17 protein-coding genes, 1 rRNA gene and 1 pseudogene are annotated in these 24,838 nt (G+C 40.9%); 10 read left to right on the top strand and 9 right to left on the bottom strand.

All coding sequences use genetic code 11. The annotated features are described in order from the left end of the window. Window positions 1-45 precede the first annotated feature (45 nt). Together FCN25_RS14505 and FCN25_RS14510 are read right to left on the bottom strand one after the other, a co-directional pair. Window positions 46-1,125, bottom strand: coding sequence for a serine hydrolase (locus FCN25_RS14505; RefSeq protein ID WP_137225962.1), 1,080 nt, complete (start codon window positions 1,123-1,125; stop codon window positions 46-48). Next, complete coding sequence (locus tag FCN25_RS14510; protein WP_137225964.1) at window positions 1,122-2,387, bottom strand: NRAMP family divalent metal transporter; 1,266 nt, start codon at window positions 2,385-2,387, stop codon at window positions 1,122-1,124. The genes FCN25_RS14505 and FCN25_RS14510 overlap by 4 nt, the downstream gene beginning before the upstream one ends. A gap of 199 nt (window positions 2,388-2,586) precedes the next feature. On the opposite strand from FCN25_RS14510, the gene FCN25_RS14515 reads away from it, so the two are divergent. Continuing rightward, window positions 2,587-5,154: a TonB-dependent receptor gene (locus tag FCN25_RS14515; protein WP_137225966.1), complete on the top strand. Its 2,568-nt coding sequence runs from the start codon at window positions 2,587-2,589 to the stop codon at window positions 5,152-5,154. A 96-nt stretch (window positions 5,155-5,250) separates the two neighbouring features. Beyond that, window positions 5,251-5,883 (top strand): glutathione S-transferase family protein, encoded by a 633-nt coding sequence (locus tag FCN25_RS14520; RefSeq protein ID WP_137225968.1) that lies wholly within the window; start codon window positions 5,251-5,253, stop codon window positions 5,881-5,883. 62 nt (window positions 5,884-5,945) lie between these two features. Here the strand turns inward: FCN25_RS14520 and FCN25_RS14525 are convergent, their stop codons facing one another. The 4 genes from FCN25_RS14525 to FCN25_RS14540 all read right to left on the bottom strand — a co-directional run bounded on the left by FCN25_RS14525 (window position 5,946) and on the right by FCN25_RS14540 (window position 10,211). Next, window positions 5,946-6,446: a DUF4447 family protein gene (locus FCN25_RS14525; RefSeq protein ID WP_137225971.1), complete on the bottom strand. Its 501-nt coding sequence runs from the start codon at window positions 6,444-6,446 to the stop codon at window positions 5,946-5,948. 121 nt (window positions 6,447-6,567) lie between these two features. Then, window positions 6,568-6,969, bottom strand: a complete 402-nt coding sequence (locus FCN25_RS14530; RefSeq protein WP_137225973.1) for an SMI1/KNR4 family protein — start codon at window positions 6,967-6,969, stop codon at window positions 6,568-6,570. Between the two features lie 159 nt (window positions 6,970-7,128). Continuing rightward, the gene (locus FCN25_RS14535; protein WP_137225975.1) at window positions 7,129-7,908 is read right to left on the bottom strand and encodes a GTP pyrophosphokinase; all 780 of its coding nucleotides are present in this window, start codon (window positions 7,906-7,908) and stop codon (window positions 7,129-7,131) included. 215 nt (window positions 7,909-8,123) lie between these two features. Then, a complete protein-coding gene (locus FCN25_RS14540) occupies window positions 8,124-10,211 on the bottom strand; it encodes a M13 family metallopeptidase (RefSeq protein WP_137225977.1) in 2,088 nt (695 codons plus the stop codon). 294 nt (window positions 10,212-10,505) lie between these two features. On the opposite strand from FCN25_RS14540, the gene rsuA reads away from it, so the two are divergent. The 3 genes and pseudogenes from rsuA to FCN25_RS14555 all read left to right on the top strand — a co-directional run bounded on the left by rsuA (window position 10,506) and on the right by FCN25_RS14555 (window position 15,025). After that, window positions 10,506-11,195, top strand: coding sequence for a 16S rRNA pseudouridine(516) synthase RsuA (rsuA, locus tag FCN25_RS14545; protein ID WP_137225979.1), 690 nt, complete (start codon window positions 10,506-10,508; stop codon window positions 11,193-11,195). A 123-nt stretch (window positions 11,196-11,318) separates the two neighbouring features. Continuing rightward, a pseudogene (locus FCN25_RS14550) lies at window positions 11,319-12,334 on the top strand (IS110 family transposase). An 828-nt stretch (window positions 12,335-13,162) separates the two neighbouring features. Then, window positions 13,163-15,025: a methyl-accepting chemotaxis protein gene (locus FCN25_RS14555; protein WP_137225981.1), complete on the top strand. Its 1,863-nt coding sequence runs from the start codon at window positions 13,163-13,165 to the stop codon at window positions 15,023-15,025. 113 nt (window positions 15,026-15,138) lie between these two features. On the opposite strand, the gene rpiA is transcribed toward FCN25_RS14555, so the two are convergent. The 3 genes from rpiA to FCN25_RS14570 are packed head-to-tail and all read right to left on the bottom strand — an operon-like array spanning window position 15,139 to window position 18,053. Continuing rightward, window positions 15,139-15,798, bottom strand: coding sequence for a ribose-5-phosphate isomerase RpiA (gene rpiA, locus FCN25_RS14560; RefSeq protein ID WP_137225983.1), 660 nt, complete (start codon window positions 15,796-15,798; stop codon window positions 15,139-15,141). 44 nt (window positions 15,799-15,842) lie between these two features. Then, entirely contained in the window at window positions 15,843-16,655 is an 813-nt protein-coding gene (locus tag FCN25_RS14565) for a mechanosensitive ion channel family protein (RefSeq protein ID WP_137225985.1), read from the bottom strand. Between the two features lie 48 nt (window positions 16,656-16,703). Continuing rightward, entirely contained in the window at window positions 16,704-18,053 is a 1,350-nt protein-coding gene (locus tag FCN25_RS14570; protein WP_137225987.1) for a hypothetical protein, read from the bottom strand. A gap of 266 nt (window positions 18,054-18,319) precedes the next feature. Between FCN25_RS14570 and pbpG the strand changes: the two genes are divergently transcribed. The 5 genes from pbpG (at window position 18,320) to FCN25_RS14600 (ending at window position 24,474) form a co-directional block, all read left to right on the top strand. Continuing rightward, window positions 18,320-19,240 carry a D-alanyl-D-alanine endopeptidase gene (pbpG, locus tag FCN25_RS14575; RefSeq protein ID WP_137225989.1) on the top strand — a complete coding sequence of 307 codons (921 nt, stop codon included), beginning with the start codon at window positions 18,320-18,322 and terminating at the stop codon, window positions 19,238-19,240. A 206-nt stretch (window positions 19,241-19,446) separates the two neighbouring features. Continuing rightward, complete coding sequence (locus FCN25_RS14580) at window positions 19,447-20,091, top strand: cupin domain-containing protein (protein WP_137225991.1); 645 nt, start codon at window positions 19,447-19,449, stop codon at window positions 20,089-20,091. Window positions 20,092-20,435: 344 nt separating this feature from the next. Continuing rightward, window positions 20,436-20,792 (top strand): HopJ type III effector protein, encoded by a 357-nt coding sequence (locus tag FCN25_RS14590; protein ID WP_137225993.1) that lies wholly within the window; start codon window positions 20,436-20,438, stop codon window positions 20,790-20,792. A 462-nt stretch (window positions 20,793-21,254) separates the two neighbouring features. Then, window positions 21,255-21,890: a YitT family protein gene (locus FCN25_RS14595; RefSeq protein WP_137225995.1), complete on the top strand. Its 636-nt coding sequence runs from the start codon at window positions 21,255-21,257 to the stop codon at window positions 21,888-21,890. A gap of 1,041 nt (window positions 21,891-22,931) precedes the next feature. Continuing rightward, a 16S ribosomal RNA gene (locus tag FCN25_RS14600) occupies window positions 22,932-24,474 on the top strand. Window positions 24,475-24,838: the final 364 nt, after the last annotated feature.

Below are 24,838 nucleotides of genomic sequence, written 5' to 3' on the forward strand. Positions count from 1 at the left end.
CAATTGACAAAAGCTATTATAGCGAGAAATCTTTGATTCGTCAGATTATTCGTATGTGGTTAATTGTTTTCTTACTGCTTGGCGGATCTTGTCGTGTAAACCAAAAACACGATCGATATCATCCAAATCCCACGAGGTATTTTCTAATATCACAACGGTTAATTGCGATTGCGGGTAATAGAGCATTAAGCTGATGTACCCGGGGATATACCCCGAATGGCTGTATTCTACTAGGCCATCTTGTTGGCTGATTTGCAAGCCATAACCATAGCCTGTATCTCCCCAACGATGATGCCTAGTTGTACTTGCATGGGTCATGGCTTGATAGCTTGCGGCAGATAAAAATTGGCCTTGATGTAAACCGTTTACAAATGCCACCACACCATCACTACTGGCTTGCATACCGCCAAATGCAATAAAGTCATTGTTCACCGTAAAGTCCGTTAATTGCGTGCGCTGCTGTTGTTGCTCGGTATAACCATTAATTAAGCGTGTTTGCTTGTCGTGAAGCTGTGCAATTGAACCTGTACCAGCATGGATATCAAGTTGATTCTTTTCGGTAAACTGATTAACTAATTGCGCATAGGGTTGTTGGTAAACCTGAGCCAATATATCGCCAAGTAATTTATAGCCATAGTTTGAGTAACTAAACTGGCTGGCAGGTATAAATTGAGACCCAGCATTAATACTCGGTGATTTCGGTGCTGTTATCCCTGAGGTGTGATTTAACAGCTGGCTTATCATGACGGGGTTATCAGGGATGATATCAAGGTAATCTGTGATGCTATCGGTTAACGCTAATTTCTTCTGGTCCACCGCCTGTAATACGAGGGTGGCGGTGACCGTTTTAGAAATAGACCCAATCATAAATATGCTGTCGGGTGCGATGTCGGTACCTGCTTGGTAATTAACATAGCGGGTATCAGTGTCGCTAATGATAATTCTACCGTTAAAAGGTCTCGAATCATTATCTATGATGGTTTGCACATCAACCGCTGTTAATTCAAACGCACTGAGTTGAAATGATATTGAGGCTACGCATAATACAATTAACATACAGCCGAATTTTTGGAAGCCAGTTTTTTGTAAGATAGTGAAGCGGCTAAATAATTGTGATGTGATCATTTTGTGAGATACCAATAAATAAACAAGATAGCGAAGCCGACTAAATACACTAAACCAATCCACGACAAGCCCACCATAACACGGCCATAACGATGTTTTTCAGCCAAAGTGTTACTGGTCATTAAACGGAAGTTAAGCCATGCAAAAATAATTGTGGTCATAAAGGCAAGGATCATTACAAACTCAAGCAGCGGTAATAAAGCGCCTTTAAAAAATAGAATAAGTAATAAACCAAGTGCACTCACAGCCAACATAACTGGAGTTAAATAGCTGCGTGGTGACGTGTTGTTAGACAATAATTGCCAGCCCATATCGAGTGTGCGACTGTAGCCATCTATCACTGTGACTGTGGTGCTGAATATACATAAAAATGCGACAACCCCAATTAAATAACGGCTTTCGTTGCCCATGACTTGGCTATAAAGGGTGATCAATTGTGAAGCAAATACTGCCCCAGAATTTGAAAATTGCTCGCCACTGCCATGCATCACTAATGCACCTAGTGCTAAAAATACCATCGCCAGTAATGCTGTGGTGACATAGCCTAAATTAAAATCAAAAATAGCCTGCTTGGCCGTTACCGTTTGGGTTTTACGTTTTTCTATTAACCATAGTGAGTTCCAAGTACTGACCTCTATCGGAGCGGGCATCCAGCCCATCATAGCGACCAAAAAACCTACATATGCCCATTGCCAAGGGGACTCACTTACTTCTGGTGTACCAAATCCGCTATGAAGATTAAACGCCAATGCCACGGCGGTTAAGGTGGTTAGTGTGAGAGCCAACATGATAATTTTGGTCATTTTATCAAGCAACTTATAGTGTCCGAAAATGAGTAATGCTAAAGAACTGACCAGAACAATGAGAGCTAATACATCAATAGACAACGGAATAAATTGCGTCAACATGGCAGCCGTTAACATACATACCCCAGCCGTGCTGGCAATGGCAGCAATAACATTGAGCCCTGTAAAAAGCATTAAATACCCGCGACCTTGCTTGTGATAGCCGTGCAGTAAGCTTTCATCCGTTGCAGCAGTGTAGCGAGCGCCGGCGGCGAAAAAAGGATATTTAACGATATTGACTAATAAAATGAGCCACGCCAGTTGCCAACCAAATTCAGCACCAGCACGGGTAGAGGCCACTAAGTGAGAAGCGCCAATCGCAGCAGCGGCCATTAATATTCCCGGTCCTGTGGCTTTAAATAGGGCAGAGACTCGAGAGAACCACGGTAATACGGGGGCAGTTTGTTGATTAAGCATGTAAATTCACTTTTTTAATTATTTATTCTTGGCTAAGTATTTAGTTGTACTTTTGTTGTTGTTTTGTATTGACATTGTTAAATTTTGAATTAACTTGGATGGGTATATTAGAATCCAAGAAAGTAGTAGGCGGTAATCTTGTTACCGCAGTTTGCCGTAGTCATGGATATAAAACAATAAATTAACGTTAAGGATTAACATGAAAAAAACTAACCTTTTTCGCAGCGCATGCGCTATTGCTGTGTCACTGTCCCTTGCTCCAATCGCCTTTGTTACTCAAGCTGCTGATGTCGGCGCCGATTCAAAAGTTGAACGAATTGAAGTGACGGGTTCCCGTATCAAACGAACTGATATTGAAGGGCCTTCACCAATACAATCGTTGAATAAAGATGATATCGAAAATATGGGTTTTGATAACCTACAGCAATTGCTTGAACGTATGCCGGCAAATGGTTCAGGTGCATTTTCAACCCGTGGTAACAGCCAAGATTCTACTGCAAACGGTGGTGCATCAATCAGTTTGCGTGGCTTAGGGCCTGATGCCACTTTGGTGCTTATTAATGGTCGCCGTGTTGGATCGAGTGCTTTTGCTGAAGGGATCTCCAATTCATTTGTCGATATTAATAATATTCCTGTATCGGCCATTGAACGGATTGATATTCTTAAAGACGGTGCATCAGCTATTTATGGTTCTGATGCTATTGCTGGTGTGGTTAACATTGTATTAAGAAAAGACATTGAAGGCATCGAACTTAGTGTTGGTTATGGTGATGACAGTGGTACTGGTTATGATGAAACTACAGCCAGTTTAGTGTGGGGCATGAAGGCTGACAAAGGCAGCGCATCAATCATTCTTGATTACTTTACTAATGGCACGTTGTCTGCAAGCGATATGGGCCGTTTTGGCACCGCTAACCAATCAGCTTACGGTGGTGAAGATTACCGTTCTTCTCGTGGCTTCCCTGGTTATTTTTATGTTGATGGCGTGAAAACCATTGACCCAGATTGCCCGGCCGATAGCGCTACTGCAAGTGGTAGCTGTTTATTTGACTACGGTCCGTATAACTTAACGATTCCAACGTCTGAACGTGTGGGGGCAATTGGTCAATTTGAATATATTTTAGGTGATGATTTAACTGCATTTTTAGAACTGTCTGTGCAACATAATACTTCTGAAGCGGGCGGCGCACCAACGCCATTAGATGAAGATGCAGGCTTAACTGTGCCTGGTACTCACCCTAATAACCCTTTTGGACAAGACATTGATATTGGTCGTTTCCGTACTGTTGATGCCGGTCCTCGTCGTTGGGATATCGAATCCGATACTATGCGTGTGGTTGCGGGACTTCGCGGTGTCGTTAATGATTGGGATTGGGAAGTTTCAGCACAACGAGGTCGCAGTGAGTCAACTCAAACGGGTGATCGCTCACAAGGTTGGGTAAGAACCGATTACTTACAAGCTGAAATTGATGCCGGTAACTACAATCCATTTGGTGGCAATATCAACTCGCCTGATGTGATAGATCGCATCACCACTAGCTTAGTGAGACAAGGTGAATCACATATCACCGCTTATGATGCCAGCATTTCAGGTCATGCATTTACTCTTGCCGGTCGCGATATCATGATGGCTGCAGGTGCCGAATACCGTGAAGAAGATGTTAGCGATGTGCCAGATGAGCAGTTCCAACGAGGATTGATTTTTGGTACTGAAGCAATATCTGCATTTGGTTCTCGTGATCAACATGCTGCCTATGTTGAGTTTTCAATCCCAGTGACAGATAACTTTGAGCTGCAGTTAGCCGGTCGTTATGACAGCTACAGTGACTTTGGATCCACCACCAATCCTAAAGTGGCATTCCTATGGGGCATCAATGAAGAAGTGACGGCCCGTGGTTCATGGTCGACAGGTTTCCGTGCACCTTCCTTGGCACAAATTGGCCTTGGTCCATCTGAAAAAAGTGATTTTTTGGTGGATAGCTATCGCTGTGCTGCTGATAATGTAGACTGTGAATTATTGGATTATAATTTTATATTTGCGGGTAACCCGAACCTTGAAGCGGAAGAGTCTGAGACTTGGAACGTGGGTATGATTTGGGCACCAAGCCAGCAGTTTGATATCGGATTTGATTTCTACAATATCTTACAAGATAACAAAATTGACTCGCTGCAAAACCAAGATGTTTATGATGAAAACTGTAATGATCAAAATAGCACTATCTGTTTACGTAACGCGCCACAAGCCGGTGAAACATTCGGTTCGATTGATGTTATTCAATCAGCGTTCGTCAATATTGGTTCTCAAGAAGTACAAGGCGTGGATCTATCGGCTCATTATGGCCTTGAGTTAGATCGCTACGGTAGTGTTAAATTTGGACTAGAGTACAGTTACTTAATCAGCTTTGAAAAAGAAATCGATGGCGAGACTATTGATTACACTGGCGAGTACGAGTATCCGCAACACCGTTGGTTAGCTACAATTAATTGGAACATGGATGACTTTGCGGCTAACGTTAACTTAAGTTATATCGGCGAGTTTGAAGACTACAACAAAACGCGTACCGTTGATGCACAGTTATTAGTTGATATGTCTGGTTCGTATCGCTTCAATGACACGGTTAAGTTATCTGTAGGTGTCAATAACGTGTTTGACGAGGAACCATCGTTTGCGATTGGTGATGGCGACGCAGATTTATACGGTTATGCAATGGGCGTACATAATCCATTAGGTCGTTATATTTATACTAAAGTCACAATGAATTTCTAATGACAACGTCATAAGATAAACAAAAGCCACATTCACTTAAGGTGCAATGTGGTTTTTTTTGTTCTCATTATTCTCACTATATAATATGGAGCTTAAATGATTACGTTATACGGAACCCAAAAAAGTCGTGCGCTCCGAGTATCTTGGTTTTTAGAAGAATTAGGTGTTGAATGGCAATTTCATTTTATTGATTTTGCCAAAGGTGAAAATAAAAGTGACGCCTTTTTAACCCTTAATCCTAGCGGGAAAATACCAGTGTTGAGCGATGGTGATTTTGTGTTAACCGAATCAGCTGCCATTATGCGTTACTTAGCCGAAAAATACGGTCAAGGCTATTGGTTACCAAAGCTAGGTACTGAGCAGTCTGGTATTCATGAACGCTGGGTGAGTTTTGTGATTAGCGAACTTGAGCAGCCACTTTGGAGTATGGGTAAGCACCGCTTTGCACTGCCAAAAAAATTACGCGTAGACGCTATGTTTGCTGTGGCTAAATGGGAGTTTGATCAAGCTACTGCTATAGCTGAAACTTGGATTCCAGAGTCTGGTTTTTTATGTGGTAGCGAGCCTATGGTTGCCGATATTTTATTAACTCAAACCTTAGGGTGGGCTTTGGGGTTTGAGCAACATCTGCCGCCAAAGTTGCTAGCGTATCGCGATCGGCTAAAACAACGCCCCGCTTTGGCCGCTGCGCTAGCCAAAACAGCTGCGCTAGCCAATGCAACAACATAACCATCATTAAAAAAGGAAGCGCTAGGCTTCCTTTTTTGCAACTATTGTTAATATGCAAACATTTATAACTGAGTCGCAGCCCATTTAGCACGGCTTTCACGGCTTTCGCTCATGCCATTATCTGCACGATAAGCTTTATAGGCTTCGGCATCTAATGCAACTAGGCTTACATCGACTTCTAAAACCAGTTTACATTCTTTCTTAATACGCCATGCAGCGGTATTGTACAATTCTGTTAATGGCAAAGAGCTTAAAAATTCAGGATTGTATTGGGTGTAAAGTGCTTGAGTCGGATATACCACAAACGCTAAACGGCGCTTAGGTTCTTTTTTAAATAACTCTTCAATACCATCAGAGGTGTTGAGCACTTGCATTTCGATAATATCATCGATTTCTAATAACTTTTTTTGCGCTGGGATAGGCGCTTCTTGTTCGCCAGACTCCCATGACATTACGTCTTCGTTACTGGTTTTAGTGAGGCTCGCAACTTGTTCAGTTGTTAAGCCTAAAGATAGACGTAAATATTGGATCTCAATCGCATTTAAACCGGTATTTTTCGACATAGTCATTCTCGTATTTGTAGTTAACCTCAGCTTGGGATCATAAGAGGTAAGATATAAGCCAAATATTGTAATTTTGGTTTATTTACCCCAAGTTGAGTCGTTGCATTCTGTTTAGTTAGGGTTACTGGTTAAGCCATACATCTTCGGCCCAATCCCATAATGATTCCCAGCCTTCTTCCTTAAAGCGACCATTTTTCCAAAATCGCACTATGCCTTCCTCATCAATACAGTAAAAGCTATCGCCTTTCTGACAAATGGCAATTTGTTCACGGGGCATCCCTATAGACCATGCATAACAGGTCACTTCGGGTAGGTAAGTGTGCGAGGAAGGATCTGCAGCGGTTACGGGTTCAATGGTGCCATAAATAACATCGCTGCCATACAGTAAGAACTCTTTTAGATCCTTGGGTAAACCGATTAAAATCTGTTCTTCAACTTCTACAAGTTGCTCAAATGTTGGCAATTCTAGCGGGACAGGTACTGTTTCGCTTAATTCTTGTAGTTGTTCAATAATTTCATTCATAACATTGTCCGGCAGTATCATCGTAATGTTCGCGAGTATAACAGATGTGGTTGTAGCGGATCTTATCTGGCAAAAAAAAAGCGCTCATATGAGCGCAAAGGGTGAAACGGATGTGGAGTCGAAACAAGGTAGAACTCTGAATAATAAGGTGATGAACCCTTATGCTACTTGTGCTTGTGATTCATATAAACTTTGGCGTTTGTAACTTAACCACGCTTTATGATATTGCTTATGAGAATCTTGACGAAGCTTAACTATTTTGGCTTGTTCCCAATCGTCTAGCTGCCTAGAGGTTGCTTTAGCTTGAGTTTCTATCTGTTGAATTTGCTCGTAAATATAATGTTCTGGGCCGCTTTTTATCTCAGCAATATCGTTTAAATGAAACTGAATCTCCACCACCATTTGGCTTGTCGGTAATTTTACTAATACATTTAAGTCACGATAACCTGACATTTTGGGTTGAGCAAAGCGGTTTTTCAATTGCACAATTTCGGTGTGCTGACGCAGTTGTTGATAACTTGATAATAAGCTTTTAACATCATTAGCCACCACACTTGCTCGCGCTATATCGGTCAGTTGACTGGCATCGCCATCAAATTTTGTGTGAACTTTTTGCGCTGCTCGTTGGTAACTTTTAGTGGCAGGAATAATCGTGCCGGTATTACTTAACTGGCTAATGCTATGAAGTAGGTTAATGAGTTCTTGTTGTGCGACGGGGGCTCTATTCATCAAAGCGTCTAAGTCATCGGTGTCTTGGTTAACTTGCGCTGAAGTGTGTTCGTTCAGTGCCATTAGCTGTTCAATATCATTGGTTGATTGCTGGCTGAAGTCGGATGCTTGAGCTAACTTGGCATATTTAACCTCGTTAGGTTGAGCTATCGCGCCACGGGTAGACAGTAAAATTAAGAATATAAAGAAGGTACGAAACAACTTATTCATTGAATAGCTCCAGCATAATGTCTGTTAACTTAATGTACCGACTTTTGGCTGGATAGGAAGATTAATGAATAAGGTTTAATGATATATATGAATCTGGATTTATGTAGTATTTGTTTTTATTATCAATTGGTTATTTTTTTACTTATAAAAAAGGGCATCTTTCGATGCCCTTTTTGTGTGTAAATGTGACCCAGATCAGTCATCCATCGTGGTTATTACCAAATTTTTACGCGTTTAGCTGGTTCAATATACATCTTGTCGCCTTCTTTCACGTCATAAGTACTATAGAACTCAGGCATGTTAGATAAGGCACCTAAGGCACGGAAGTGACCAGGTGAATGTGGATCAGTTGCTACACGGTTACGCATTGCTTCTTCTTTCATCTTCACACGCCAAATTTGGGTGAAGCCCATGAAGAAACGTTGGTCACCAGTTAAACCATCAATAATCGGTGCTTCTTTACCGTCAAGTGACATTTTGTAAGCTTTATAAGCAATGGTCACACCGGATAAGTCACCGATGTTTTCGCCTAATGTTAGGCTACCATTAACGTGTAAGTCGTCAAACACTTGGTAACCATCGTACTGAGCGATTAATGCCTTACCTTTGGCTTCAAATGCTGTTAAGTCAGCTTCGGTCCACCAGTCACGCATGCTACCAGTACCGTCAAACTTAGCGCCTTGATCGTCAAATCCATGACCCATTTCGTGACCGATAACTGCACCAATACCGCCGTAATTTACAGCATCATCGGCTTCTAAGTTGAAGAATGGAGGCTGTAAAATCGCAGCAGGGAACACGATTTCGTTCATGGTTGGGTTGTAGTAAGCATTAACCGTTTGCGGGGTCATGTGCCATTCATCTCTATCAATGGGCTGGCCTAACTTAGCAATGCTCTTATTATGTTCAAAAATAGCAGCTCGGTTGCTGTTACCGACTAAATCATCTGCTTTAATGGTGAGCTTGGTGTAATCATCCCATTTGTTTGGGTAACCAATTTTTGGATTAAATTTGGCTAGTTTATCCTTTGCGGCAACTTTAGTGTCTGCACTCATCCAATCTAATGAATCAATGCTTGAACCATAAGCACCGCTTAAGTTGCTAACTAATTGCTCCATACGTGTTTTTGCTTCTGGTGCAAAATGACGTTTCACATATACTTTACCGACGACTTCGCCTAATGTGCCGCTAACAGTACTAACACCACGCTTCCAACGCGGCTCTTGTTCTTCTTGACCGTTAAGAGTCTTAGAGAAAAAGGCAAAGTTCTCATTATCTAATGCTTCAGATAAATTGCTGGCATTGTGAGTCAATGTCATCCAAGTCATGTAGTTTTTCCAAGTCGCAAGGTCGTTGTTTTTAAGGACCTCGTTTAAACCTTGGATATAGCTTGGTTGGTTGATAATAATATCAGTTTGCTTGTCGCCACCTAGGGCAGCTAAATAACCATCCCAGTTAATCTCTGAAGCCAATTCTGGCAAATTTTTAACTTGGTATAGGTTGTAAGTTTTAGTGCTGTCGCGATTTTCAACAACGTCCCAATGCTTTTCAGCAATTTGAGTTTCTAGCGCTAAAATGGCTTCTGCACTGGCTTTAGCATTTGGCAAGCCTGCCAAGTTGTACATTTTTTCGATATGTTCAACAAAGGCTTTACGAATATTAACAAAACGTTCTGCTTCGTTAAAATAGTAATCTTTTTCAGGAAGGCTAAGACCATACTGATAAATATGTGTGGCATAACGGCTTGAATCTTTAGCGTCAATATCAACATAAAATGCTAAAGGTGTGCCACCACCATTGACTTGGTTTTCACCAAAGAAAGCGGTTAATTCTTTTTTGTCTTTTAATGCAGCAATTTTATCTAGCTCAGCTTGGATTGGCGTAATACCTAATTTATTTAAGGTTTCAACGTCCATAAATGAGCGGTATAAATCAGCTACTTTTTGTTCGTCAGTGCCGTCGGCCAAATTAGGCGTTGCACTTAAATCTTCAATAATGGCTTTAACGTCATCACGTGCTTTTTCGCGTAAGTCGTAAAAAGCACCGATGCTGGTTCGGTCGCTTGGGATTTCAGCTTTTTTCATCCATATGCCATTAACATACATGTAGAAATCGTCTTGAGGGCGAACTGACTTGTCGATGTTGTCAAAGTTGATGCCTGAAGTAAGCGCTGTTTCTACTGCAGTTGCTGTGGCAGTTTTAGCGACATCTGCTGCAGGTGCAACGGTTGCCTTTTCATCATTACAAGCACTTAAGCCTGCAATTAACGAGGCACATAGACCTCCAATAACCAGTTTTCTCATGTTGTTTCCTTTGCTTTATTTATAGAGCCCTTCAATGGGGGGCATTGCGAGCTGTGTCGCTTAATTCAGCAATAACCCCTTTATCCAAAGGGAAAAGCTATTACTTTTATAGTGAATTGTATGTTAAAGCCTTCTCCGCCTATAAAACAAGCCGTATGGGCTGATAATCACAGGCTTTTTTGTCACGATATGTAACCAAAAATTACCATAGTGGTGAAAAATATCGGTGATTGATTTCTATTTAAGTGTGTAAGCAGCATAATAGCGCCAATATTTTTAGATTGAGTAATCATTGTGCGTTTAGACAAATTTATCTGTGAAAGTACCGAACTGACTCGGTCATTGGCTAAAAAAGCATTGCATCGTGGTGATGTAACTTGTGATGGCGTTGTGGTGAAAGACTCAGGTTTTAAAGTGCTGCCACAAATGTCAGTGCATTTAGAGGGGACCTTAATTAGTGTGATTGGCGAGCGTTACATCATGATGAACAAGCCAGTTGACACTATTTGCTCAACCATTGATGAAGAATACCCTTCAGTATTGAGTTTGATTGATATTGAAAAAATAAACACTTTGCACATCGCTGGTCGCTTAGATGCTGACACCACAGGGCTAGTGTTAATTACCAGTGACGGCCAGTGGTCGCATAAAATCACTTCACCGAAGAAAGATTGTGGTAAGCGTTATTTAGTGGAGTTAGCCAATCCGATTGATGACAGTTTGATACAGGTATTTGCCGATGGTATTGAATTACGAAACGAAGATGGTCTTACTAAGCCTGCCTTATTAGACATTATTGATCCCACTCACGTCAGGCTAACCATCAGTGAAGGTAAGTACCATCAAGTGAAACGCATGTTTGCTGCAGTAGGTAATCACGTCATTAACTTGCATCGCGAGGCTGTGGGAAGTATCGAACTTGATAGTGATTTAGCCCTTGGTGAATGGCGTTTGTTAACCGACGAAGAAGCCAAATCGGTGTAAGCACCTTTAACCTTTAAATATAAAAAGCCCGCTGATGTTTATAAGCATCAACGGGCTTAATTAGATGGTCCGCCTCACCCCTAAGCTATACTTAGGGTAGGCTAATCAAAGAGGCGAACCATCATGTCTATTATTAAAGTAATTGGGATCGATTTAGGCAAATCTTCTTTTCATCTTGTTGGGCATGATCACACTGGTCGTGAACAATTTCGTAAACATTTAACTCGTTTAAAACTCATTCAATTTCTGTCACAAACACCTAAAACAATGATTGCAATGGAATCATGTGGCGGTTCCCAGTGGTTGGCAAGAAAATGCCAAGCACTGGGTCATGAGGTTAAGCTCATTCCTCCCCAATATGTTAAGCCTTACGTTAAAACGAATAAAAATGATTATATTGATGCCGATGCAATAGCAGAAGCATGCACAAGACCATCGATGCGTTTTGTTGGTGTCAAAACAGAGACCTCACAAGTCATCAGCGTTATTCAGCGAGTTAGGTCTAGTTATATCAAAGAGCGGACAGCGTGTATGTCACGCATTGGAGCAATTTTACTCGAGTTTGGCATGAGCTTTCCTAGAGGGCATGCCAAAATGAAAGTGTTATTCCAATGGCTTGCCGATAACGGCGAACCGCTTCCAACCATGTTGATGCAAGAATTAATTGAACACCACGAGTATTACTTACTGCTTAATGAGCGTATAGCAGGGCAAGATACAAAGCTTAAACAGCTTGTCGAGCAAGATGTGCGAGCGCAGCTATTAAAGACGATCCCTGGGGGGGAGATTTAACCGCAGCTCAGTGTTTGGCCGATATCTCAGATGTCACGCATTTTAAAAATGGCCGTCAAATGGCCGCATGGATAGGATTAGTTCCTCATCAATATTCAACGGGAGGGAAGTCAACCTTGCTCGGGATAAGTAAGCGTGGAAATAAGGCGTTAAGAACGTTGTTTATTCATGGTGCTCGAGCGATGTTATCAAGGCCAGAAAAAGCGGTGGCCGTATTTGGAGAATGGATACTTGAGCTCAGAGCGAGGAAGCCATTTAATGTAGCCGTCGTTGCATTAGCGAATAAGTTGGTACGAATAGCGTGGTCGGTATTATCGACCAAGCAAGCATTTGAAATAAGAGTTTAACCCGAGTTTGCAGATGATAGAGAAGATGACAGAACGGTCAGACCACTAGATTGAAGACCTGACACAAAAAACAGCACCGAAAGTATGCTTTGGGCTTTTTGAGGACAATCTAGCGCGGAACTCATCGTGGAGCGGGTGGTAAAGCACCTAATGAAGACTCCGAATACATTAGCGCAAACCAACCTCGTTATCGAAAATATCATTTGCAATAACGAGGCGGACCATACATTTTGTTATCTATATTGAATAAGGTTATTTAGTCAGGATTATTGGTAAGCTTTATTTTTTTAGGGTTATATGGCCGCTAATAGTATTGATGTTCACTTGCCCTGTGCCAGCCTGGGTTTTAAATTGTAGTGTTTTTGGCTGGTGAGTATTTTTGTTTTAACGGTTTATCGTCACTCAGTTGATTATCAATTTTTTTACCGCCTTGGCCGCCTAATCGAAAGCCGATGGCATAAACACGTTGATGATGGCGTCGATACAATTGTTCGAATGTTCGCAGACATCCTGGAGCGGCAATGGCTACTAATTGATTGTCATTTAGTGCTTCTAATTTGTTTAATGGTATTGAAATTTCCCGATTGAGACCTGCATCCTGAACGTTACAACATGTCCATTATGATTGTTTAGTTATGTGACAGTCGCAATTCGGTAAAGGTTTATATGGGTGATGTTAAATCGTTATTTTTCTTTAAATAATTTAGCTTTATTGATGCTTGCCGATAACTAGTAACTATACTGTTGTTGATAGATTGATTTTAAAAACCATATCAGGTCAGAAATTATAACAATAGTGTCGAACCTTAATCTTGATAGGTAACAATTATGCTTATTCGCTCTAAACTTATTGTAAGTTCGATCATTTCAATATCCTCAGTACTCGCGATGTTTGGGTTACAAAATTATTCTGAATCAGTCCTGTTGGAATTATCAACCGCATCAAGCAGTATTGTTGAAATTGAAAAAAAAGTGCTTGAATTACGTACCGAAGAAAAGGATTTTCTCCATCGTGCCGACACTATTTATGTTGACCAATTCACACACAGCATGGATGATCTGTTGACCTATATGGCCAAGGTGCGTATTGCGCTAGAGCACCAAGGAATGAATGTAAATGCTTTAGATCATTTACAAAATAACCTCAATGATTATCAATCGATCTTCAATGAAGTCATTGCGTTAAAAGTTGAAATAGGGCTGACTCCTGAAACCGGGTTGTATGGTAATTTACGTTCGGCGGTTAAAAAAGTTGAAACCGTACTGAGTAATAATGCCGAAGACGCTCTGTTGGTGGCAATGCTTCAACTGCGTCGAAGTGAGAAAGACTTTATGCTCCGTCGTAACCCTAAGTATGTAACCGCTTTTGATGACGGAATTGTGCGTTTTCTCACTCAAGTACAACAGTCTAATTTGTCCTTTTCTCAGAAAGAGCAATTAACCGCAGATATTAAAGATTATCGGGTGAATTTTAACAATTTAGTCAATAAAGAAGTGCTATTTGGTTTGTCGGATCAAGACGGTAAAATGGCCGAATTACGAGATAAAATTCATCAAACCGATGATGATACCATTGTACTGCGCGAGCAAACGTTGGCCGAAATAGAGCTCGGTAAAAATAAGGCTTTTATTATTGGCTTGAGTATATTTTTGTTAATAGCAGCAGTACTGTGTATTTTCACCTATTTGATTATTCGTAGTATTATCAAGCCGGTTCAAGATATTACTGATGTGATTTCATCAATCGAAAAAAGCAAAGATTTATCAATGCGTTGTGATGAATCTGGTAATGATGAATTATCAAAAATTGCCTATCATTTCAACCAAATGGTAATGACGTTCCAAGAATTGATTCAGCAAGTAAATGAGTCTGTTACTGCAATGAATGAGTCATGCCAAGAGCTGTCTCGAAATGCGATGACTGCTTCTGAAGGCGTATTACGCCAGCTTAATGAAACCGATATGGTGGCTACCGCAGTTACTGAAATGGGGAGCACCATTGACGAAATAGCCAAGAATACAGAATTGGCTGCCAGCAAAGCCAGTCAAACCAATGAGAATGCTCAATCTGGTCAACAGGGCGTAGCACTCACGGTTCAAAATATTACCTTACTAGCTGAGAAATTAGCTGATTCAGCCGCTGTTGTTACCGAGCTTGAGCGAGATAGTATCACTATTGGTCGCGTGCTTGATGTGATTAAAGGGATTGCTGATCAAACAAACTTATTGGCATTAAACGCGGCGATTGAAGCAGCAAGAGCTGGTGAACAAGGTCGTGGTTTTGCCGTTGTTGCCGATGAGGTTCGGACACTCGCCTTAAGGACACAAACGTCCACCCAGGAAATCTCTAGCATTATTTCAACCTTACAAGCGCGAACTCATTCTATTGTTGATCTCATGCAAGAAAGCCAGCAACAAGGGCAGGAAAGCGCTGAACAAGCCGCCATTGCCGGGGAAGTTTTACGGACCATTACCAATGACGTCACCAATATTATGGATATGAGCACTCAAATTGCAGCAGCAATTGAAGAACAAAGTATGGTTGCTGCAGAAGTGAGTAAAAATGTGGTGGTTATTCGAGATATTGCCGATGAATCATCGCATGCGGCGGAAGAAAATGCCGCGGCTTCTGATGATGTAAGAGTAAGAGCCCAAGCATTGCATGAAGCTGTGAGTCAATTTCGTGTGTAAGTCATTGTTATGAGCGTGTAAATAATAAAACGGCCTTGCAGTCAAGCTAGGCCGTTTTCTATTATGACTATAGAGTGACTTAAGCAGTAACACAAAGTCAAAACCAGTGGTTATTACATGGTGATTGTTTTAACGCCATCTGGGGTACCAACTAACAATACATCAGCACCACGATTAGCAAATAAGCCATTGGTGACAACACCGACGATGGCATTGATTTTAGTTTCCATCACTTTAGGGTCTAGAATTTTCATATTGTAGACATCTAAAATAACGTTGCCATTATCGGTTACAACGCCTTGGCGGTAAACCGGATCGCCGCCTAATTTGACTAATTCACGTGCCACGTAAGAACGTGCCATTGGGATGACTTCAACGGGTAATGGGAACTCACCTAAAATGTCTACTTGTTTGGTATTATCAACAATACAAATAAACTTGTTGGCAACGGCCGCAACAATTTTTTCGCGTGTTAATGCCGCGCCACCGCCTTTAATCATGTCCATGCGGTCATTGATTTCGTCTGCACCATCTACATAGATGTCAATTAAATCAACACTGTTTAAGTCAAACACTTCAATGCCAAGTTCGATAAGTTTTTTAGTCGATGCTTCTGAGCTCGATACAGCACCTTCAATATCATCCTTCATGGTGGCAAGCGCATCAATGAAGTAGTTGACGGTAGAGCCTGTGCCTACACCTACGATGGTGTCTTTTTTGACATATTGCAGTGCAGCCCAGCCAGCTGCTTTTTTCATTTCATCTTGTGTCATAGCTATATTCTCCATTTTAACCATTGGGTTAATGATAACCTAAATTACTGAAGTACCGTTTGTTGTGCATCATAAAAATGTGCATTTTTAAACGCTGAAAGTACTCGTATGTTGATGTCACTCATAAATTTTTTCTCTAACCTTACATCCATTACATAGGCTTTAACTGTGATGGTTTGTTGGTACTGTCCGAATGAGTAGTCATTGCCCAAATTAACGATAATAGGTTTTTTTAATAAAGCATAAGGTGAACATTGAGTCGCTTCTTTGGCGAGGGCAATTGCGAGTTTATGGTCAGCGTGAATTGGAATGGTAAAACTCACTACCACCATTTCATCTAAGGCACCGCTATTAGCGTTGGACACTGCCGTTTTAAGTGCTTCGGCATTAGGTACCATCACGGTATTATCATCAAAGGTGCGTATCCAAGTTACGCTCCATTCTAATTTGGTCACTTCGCCATAATAGCCTGATACGGATATCATATCGCCAACGCGGTAAGGGGGGTTGATCATCATAATAAATCCGGAGATCATATTTTTAGCGGGTTCTTGAGTTGCTAAACCCACCACAATACTGATTGAACCCACAACCGCGAGGATTAAGTTTTCGTGAGGATCAATAATGCCGACAATTGAATAAATTATTACCGAAAGCCATACAAATAAACGCACAAAAGGGAATGACCGACTCCAAATTAAGCGGTATTTAGGCAATGCTTTATTTAGTTGGTTTAAGCAAAACTGCACCAATACCAAAAATAACCACGCTATCAAGCACAGTAGTAAAATACTGATAATGCGATCTAACGAAATAATATCTAAAAATGCTTGTAGTGCTTTACTTGAATCGTCCATATTTGCCCCAGAATGTTATTTGCTGTGCACGTTATCAATCAGGCCTTATTAATGAAAAAGCTTGTTATTATTAATTAAATGAATAGCAATAATATTGGTTAACAGTGGCGTTATACGGTAATAATGTGCCACAAAATCTTGTTCAGAGTAGTGTACCTGTAATAATCCTTGGCGGACCAAATATTCAAGCTGCAGAATACTTTTCTCAATTGAAATGGTAAAAATATGGGCATGTTGATGCACTCTTAATCCACCGTGGACATATATTTCTGCCAGCGAAAACAAATCACTGTCTTTACAATTTTTTAAAGCCGAGATATTAATTTGGTAAATTTTAATCTCGTTTTCTTGCTTTGTTTCATCGGCATTAATGTCTACTTGGTGGTTGAGTGAATACTGTAGTAACAATAAGGCTAGCGCTGGATGACCTTGGCTAATGGAATAAAGTTGTTTTAATTGGTCTTCAAATGGTGGTTCTTTATCGGTAACTTGCGCCGGTTTAGCCTCTACTGAGTTGACATCAACATGCTGTTCGGTATTAATTAATCCTAATTTGTCTAATTGTTGTGTTTGTATTTGAGCCAGCTCTTTAGCATTAAAATAATTAAATTCAAGCAGATTACTTACTAAATGGCCGATTTGATATTGTGCCGATAATCGCTGCCAAGTATAGGTTTCACAACCGAGTAACCAACAATGTTGTTTGCGGGTTTCCATCATGATGGTAGCAAAGGTCATTAATGCTTGAGAATTCCCCATCATTCTTATCATCAGCTTATGCACATCATCGATAATAATCAGTTGTGAGTTTTGCTGATTGATTAATTTGATGGCATCAGTAATGGTGTCTGGTGGGGCAATGTTAAAACAATAACAGATGTTTGCGATTGCTTCTTTTGCACTTAACGGCGCCTGATAAAAACTCATATAGAGAACTTGCTCTGGCAGCGGTTTTATATGTAACGTACTTGTTGATGACGATGAATCTATTTTAGGCGTAGAAAGCGATTTATTTTGTGATGCTGCTGATATGTCATTATGCATTGTCGTGAGCAGTGACATTACTTGGGCTAAAAAGGCTGACAACCCCGCTCCAGAAGGAACAATAACCGCTGTTAATTCTCCTTGTCGCTGGCACCATAATTCGATAATTTCACGCATTTGTTGTTGTTGCTGTTCACGGCCGACAAAGTTATCACCAGTGACGAATGATGGGCATGACACTGTACCCATCAGTGCTCTTTGGCTCTGTATATTAGGAGAGTTTTTGGCGATGGTATAGAGGGATATTACGCCTTTTTCTGCATCATGGGACTCAGTTTTATGTGACGGTGATGAGATAAATAAATGCGTAATAGCTTGTTTAAATTTATTTAAAAAATTGAAGTTAATGTCCATCTATACTCTCTTTTTACATGCCTAAGTAAAGCTTAACATGAAGTCATTAAAAACAGTATTTGCACCACATCGAGTCTAATATTACCTGGGTAAACTACTCATTAACTGACAAACGAGTAAATATAATCTATCGCTGATGTCTTTTTAGTTTAAAAACCGATAATTTCGGTTAAAAACCTATTATTTGTGATTATTTACCTATTATAGGGCTAATTCTTTATCGTATACTCATTAAACTTATTGAGCTGATTTTTTTAGAGAGAGTGATGAAACGCTGTTTATTTTTTGCCTGCACCTTCTTATTGTGTTCAAGTGCCGTTATTAGCCATTCGGTAGCTGCTGAACCCGTATCTCAAAAACAATCATTACAAGAGCTAGCGTCAATCAGCGCTATGCTAGTCGACTTGAACACCAATGAAGTATTGTACTCCAGCAATCCGGATCAAACAGTTCCCATCGCTTCGGTGACAAAACTCATGACTGCCATGGTAACTCTTGATGCAAAACTACCGTTAGATGAAAAGATATCAGTTAACGTTTCAGACTCACCAGTGATGCGTAATGTGTATTCTAGAATACGATTAGGCAGCAAAGTGAGCCGTGAAACCATGTTGTTAATGACGCTGATGTCATCTGAAAATCGTGCTGCTACTTCACTTGCTCACCATTATCCTGGTGGATTTAAAGCGTTTGTTCGGGCAATGAATGATAAAGCAACCGCATTAGGAATGACGCATACTCATTATGTCGAACCTACAGGTTTATCACCTGAAAACGTATCTAGTGCTAATGACCTTATTTTATTACTTAAAGCCAGCCAGCAATACCCGTTGTTAGGTAAGTTAAGCTCAACGAGTAAAAAACATATTATTTTCCAACAACCACGTTATGCACTCGATTTTCACAACACCAATAAATTGGTGTTCAAAGATAGTTGGAACATTGCATTAACTAAAACCGGTTATACAAGTAAAGCTGGACATTGTTTGGTGATGTTGACGGAAATGAATAAGCGTAAAGTCGCATTTGTGGTGTTAGATTCGTTTGGCAAATACACTCATATGGCGGATGCTAATCGACTTAAGAAATGGTTAGAAACCGGTCGGACTACTCCCATTCCAGCTTCGGCAAAAGCGTATAAAAAACAACGCCAGTTAGTCGTAGTCGCCAGTAACTCTGAAAGCTAACTAAGTTACTTTTACTCAAATGAAACAACTGCAAATAATATTTGCAGTTTTTTTATGTGTAAAATATATACCTTATAAATCAATAAAAAGTACCTGTAAGTGCTTATTAATTAATATAAATAACCGATTAAATCTTTCAGTATTTACTGTTCATTGAAGTGATTTAATATTAAGCTATTGGCAATAATAGCTGTGAAGGTATCAATATGTTAAACATGGATTTTAGCCAACGAGTGGTGATCAACACTGCAGATCTTGAATGGCAAAATAGCCCCGCTGCGGGCGTATTACGTAAACGCTTAGCTCGCGAAGAAGCAGAACGTGGCCATGCTACTAGTATTGTTAAATATCAAGCAGGCGCTAAATTTAACTCTCATCCTCATCCATTAGGTGAAGAGATCCTTGTGTTAGATGGGGTGTTTTCTGATGAAACTGGTGATTACCCAGCTGGCACATATTTACGAAATCCTGAAGGTTTTGTTCATGCGCCATTTAGCCTGCAAGGCTGTACATTATTAGTTAAGCTGCATCAGTTCCAGACCACTGATTCACAGCAAATGGCTATTAATACCAATGAAACAGAATGGTTGTCAGGTCATGGTAAGTTGCAGGTGATGCCGCTACATCAACATAGTACCGAGTCGACAGCATTAGTGAAGTGGCCCGCAGGGACACATTTTCAACCGCACCGTCATTTTGGCGGCGAAGAGATTTATGTCATTAGCGGAGAATTTATTGATGAACTTGGTCGCTATCCTGCTGGTACGTGGATCCGCAGTCCACATTTAAGTCAGCATAATCCGTATGTGGAACAAGACACGGTGATTTTGGTTAAAGTTGGTCATTTATAACAATGGTCAGAAATTCATAACGTTATGGTATTTAGTCGTCATATTCGCTATAAAAACTTTATTGGTTATTTTAGTAAAGAGTGAATAATGTAAGTGCCTGATTAAATGGGATATGGAACCTATAGAATTAATATATCAGTTTATTCAGTAATATGGTTTTGTTGCTATTATTTCTGATGATTTAGATTGTTCTCATTTACCCTTATTGCTTTTGCCGTTAGAAGGTGAACTTGGCACATTGTGTTGTGATTTCGCTCGCAGCAATCCTCATTAGTATAGTATTACAGGCAATTAGATTGTTTGAGTATTTAAAGTGTAATTTTATCAAGAATAGGGCGTGCGATATGGCTTCAACACAGATTAGTGAATTTATATCATCTTTAGCTGAGCGAGCAGATACAGTGCTTTTTGAAGAGTCTATTGCTTTGATTGACGATCATTATGATTTTAGCCCAAGTGCATTTAAAAATGGTGATCAGCTTAACGAGGCTGGGCAGAATTCTGGTTCTTGTAAGGTTTTTGCGTTTGGGCAAATTCATCAGTTAACTGTGCAACAAACCTTGGCTATGTTTGGCCAACATTATCGAGATGTAGTGGCAACAGCACAAAGCGGTGACCATCAAAATATTCGTCAGTTTATACTGCACGGTTGGCAAGGGATCTTGTTTTCACAACTGGCATTGCAAGAGAAATTACGCTGATATTTTGACAATCTTATTATAAGGTTATAAATAAATTTGTTCTTAGCATTCTCTCTATTATCTCCTCATGCTATTTACCTCGGCAAGGTTAAAATCTAGGCTGTTAACCATTGGTCTTTTCAATTTATATAACTGAAAAATGATTACGACGTTAATTTCTAAATCAATTTAAATAGTGTCAATATTTCCCTTAAATATGAGCAAGAGCATATCTCAGGCGTAAAAGATATTTTTAATTAACAGTTGTGTATCAACTTATTAACAATAGTGTCGAATTTTGTAAAGTTGAGTGAACAGTCCTGATTTAAATCGCAATATTTGTCTTATTTAGCTAACTGTTTAATCCAAATTGATTAGGTACACTGCGCGCCTTTGATATGCAGAGCGTTCAAAGCACTACTATATAGCCATTGCATTACCTGCATTATTTAATCACAACCTGTTTAAAGGATAGAAAATCATATGCCATTTCCAACACACCGGTTTTACGAAGACATTATGGCTTTGTTTTGTGCAGGTGTAATGGTGTCTTTGGGGGTGACGCTCTATAACAGTAATCAACTTATTACTGGTGGTACCGCTGGCCTGGCGATTATTGGCATGCATTTGACATCATTAAGTTTTGGGATGTTATTCTTTTTAGTCAATGTGCCTTTTTATTACATCGCATGGACAAAACTTTCTAAGCGTTTCACTATCAATACCTTCATTTCAGTGTCAATCATTTCGGTAATGACGGATTACATGCCGATGTTTATTCATATCGACAATGTAAATCCAGTATTTGCAGCCACTGTCGGTGGTATGTTGATTGGCGTCGGGATGTTAATTATGTTCAGACATAAGTCGAGTCTAGGGGGCTTAGGCATTTTGGCGCTTTACTTACAAAATAAGTATTCAATTCGAGCTGGTAATTTTGGCTTGTTAGTTGATACGATTATTTTAAGCTCTTCGATGTTGATGTTTTCTTTTGAGGTGGTGTTATTGTCTGTGATGGGGGCTGCAATGTTAAATGTGTTGATTGCGATTAATCATAAACCCGGCCGTTATCAAGCTTATGTTGAGAGTAAAACCGAAAAAGACGGTGTTAGCGTATAATTGAAGTCAAAGTTTGTCTCCGCTTATTTTTGATTGCCACACTTAGATTAAAATAAAGTCGTGGCACTTCTCTCACTCATAGGCAATGGGTAAAGTGCATTCTTGATTATTAATCAGTATTTGCAAACCTCAGAGCTCCGGCAACATTTTTGTTGTTTACTTAAATAACACAAGTGAAAAGCTCGCGTCTGTTATTCATCTCTACTTCGAGTTCATCTTTAACCGTCTTCGGCCCATCTTATAGTTCAAAGTGAAAATCCAACGTTTTCGATAGGAATCAGATAGACAGCATTGTGGCTTAATGAAACTGCACACCTATATACACCTATATAAGAAGTAAACTTGCCTATTGATAACATCGGCACAATATGAATAGTGCGATATTAGCGCTATAAGAATAATATGACCGATAAATATAAGGGAATTGAGCTGTTTCAATTGATCTGCATTTTAAAATTCCTGTAGTTAATAATACTTAATAAACAGTATTGTGGATAAGTTTGTGTGTAACGTGTGGCTAAGCTGGTGTTAAATCGGGTATAAAAACTAATTGATAAATATCATTATAAATGGGTTGCACTAAATCTTGAGTTGCCTATAATGCGCATCCACTGACACGGCAGACGGCGCAAGCAGTCACCGGGTTAGGTTGAATTAAGTGCTTCAAAACACTGAGTTCAGCAGCGAAAAGAAAGTTTGAAAAAACACTTGACGCAGCAAGCGGAACGCGTAAAATACGCCTCCCAAGCCAACGACCTAGCGTCTTAGGCTGCTAACATGAAAGACTTAAACTTCTTCATAGTGAGCAACGTTCTTTAACAATTTAAACAAGAAATCTGTGTGGACATTCACAGGTATTGAGTTATTCGAAATTGTCTTCTGTTCTTCGGAATGTTGGCAATCAAAAAATTTCAACTCAATGCAACGATGAATGTTCATAGCAATATGTAACAAACATTTTATAGATTCTTCCGAGTTTATAAGATGTAAATCAGAATTCATTGAGCCGAAATATTCCTAACAGAGTATTTCAAAAAACTTTAATTGAAGAGTTTGATCATGGCTCAGATTGAACGCTGGCGGCAGGCCTAACACATGCAAGTCGAGCGGTAACAGAGAGTAGCTTGCTACTTTGCTGACGAGCGGCGGACGGGTGAGTAATGCCTAGGGATCTGCCCAGTCGAGGGGGATAACAGTTGGAAACGACTGCTAATACCGCATACGCCCTACGGGGGAAAGGAGGGGACCTTCGGGCCTTTCGCGATTGGATGAACCTAGGTGGGATTAGCTAGTTGGTGAGGTAATGGCTCACCAAGGCGACGATCCCTAGCTGTTCTGAGAGGATGATCAGCCACACTGGGACTGAGACACGGCCCAGACTCCTACGGGAGGCAGCAGTGGGGAATATTGCACAATGGGGGAAACCCTGATGCAGCCATGCCGCGTGTGTGAAGAAGGCCTTCGGGTTGTAAAGCACTTTCAGTAGGGAGGAAAGGTAGCGTGTTAATAGCACGCTGCTGTGACGTTACCTACAGAAGAAGGACCGGCTAACTTCGTGCCAGCAGCCGCGGTAATACGAGGGGTCCGAGCGTTAATCGGAATTACTGGGCGTAAAGCGTACGCAGGCGGTTCATTAAGCTAGATGTGAAATCCCCGGGCTCAACCTGGGAATTGCATTTAGAACTGGTGAACTAGAGTCTTGTAGAGGGGGGTAGAATTTCAGGTGTAGCGGTGAAATGCGTAGAGATCTGAAGGAATACCGGTGGCGAAGGCGGCCCCCTGGACAAAGACTGACGCTCATGTACGAAAGCGTGGGGAGCAAACAGGATTAGATACCCTGGTAGTCCACGCCGTAAACGATGTCTACTCGGAGTTTGGTGACTTAGTCACTGGGCTCCCAAGCTAACGCATTAAGTAGACCGCCTGGGGAGTACGGCCGCAAGGTTAAAACTCAAATGAATTGACGGGGGCCCGCACAAGCGGTGGAGCATGTGGTTTAATTCGATGCAACGCGAAGAACCTTACCTACTCTTGACATCCACAGAAGCCGGAAGAGATTCTGGTGTGCCTTCGGGAACTGTGAGACAGGTGCTGCATGGCTGTCGTCAGCTCGTGTTGTGAAATGTTGGGTTAAGTCCCGCAACGAGCGCAACCCCTATCCTTATTTGCCAGCACGTAATGGTGGGAACTCTAGGGAGACTGCCGGTGATAAACCGGAGGAAGGTGGGGACGACGTCAAGTCATCATGGCCCTTACGAGTAGGGCTACACACGTGCTACAATGGCGTATACAGAGGGTTGCAAAGCCGCGAGGTGGAGCTAATCTCACAAAGTACGTCGTAGTCCGGATTGGAGTCTGCAACTCGACTCCATGAAGTCGGAATCGCTAGTAATCGTAGATCAGAATGCTACGGTGAATACGTTCCCGGGCCTTGTACACACCGCCCGTCACACCATGGGAGTGGGCTGCAAAAGAAGTGGGTAGTTTAACCTTCGGGAGAACGCTCACCACTTTGTGGTTCATGACTGGGGTGAAGTCGTAACAAGGTAGCCCTAGGGGAACCTGGGGCTGGATCACCTCCTTACCTATACGACTAACTCAATACCTAAAGTGCAGCAATGCATGTGAGTGTTCACACAGATTACTTGTTAACTTCTTCGGAAGTAGAGTGAAACACACCGCGAGCCGGTTAAGTGTTGTTCTTTAACAATTTGGAAAGCTGATAGTACTAACTAAAGGCGCATTGATGACGATTCGTTGTTGTTGATGTGATTACGTTAGTGCGAAAAATAATACTGATGCGAAAGCATCAGTATCTTGAGTTCTCAAAACACTGTTTAAGTGTCTTGAATATTCTAAAAACTAAGGCGAGTCCACTTCCTACCCTGGAGGTGAGACAAGTAAAAACCAGCTAGTTGCGATATAACGCAGGTGGTTCACGCAAGTGA

The organism is Shewanella sp. MEBiC00475, assembly GCF_005234075.1.
In the GTDB taxonomy this organism is placed as follows: Bacteria; Pseudomonadota; Gammaproteobacteria; order Enterobacterales; family Shewanellaceae; genus Shewanella; species Shewanella polaris.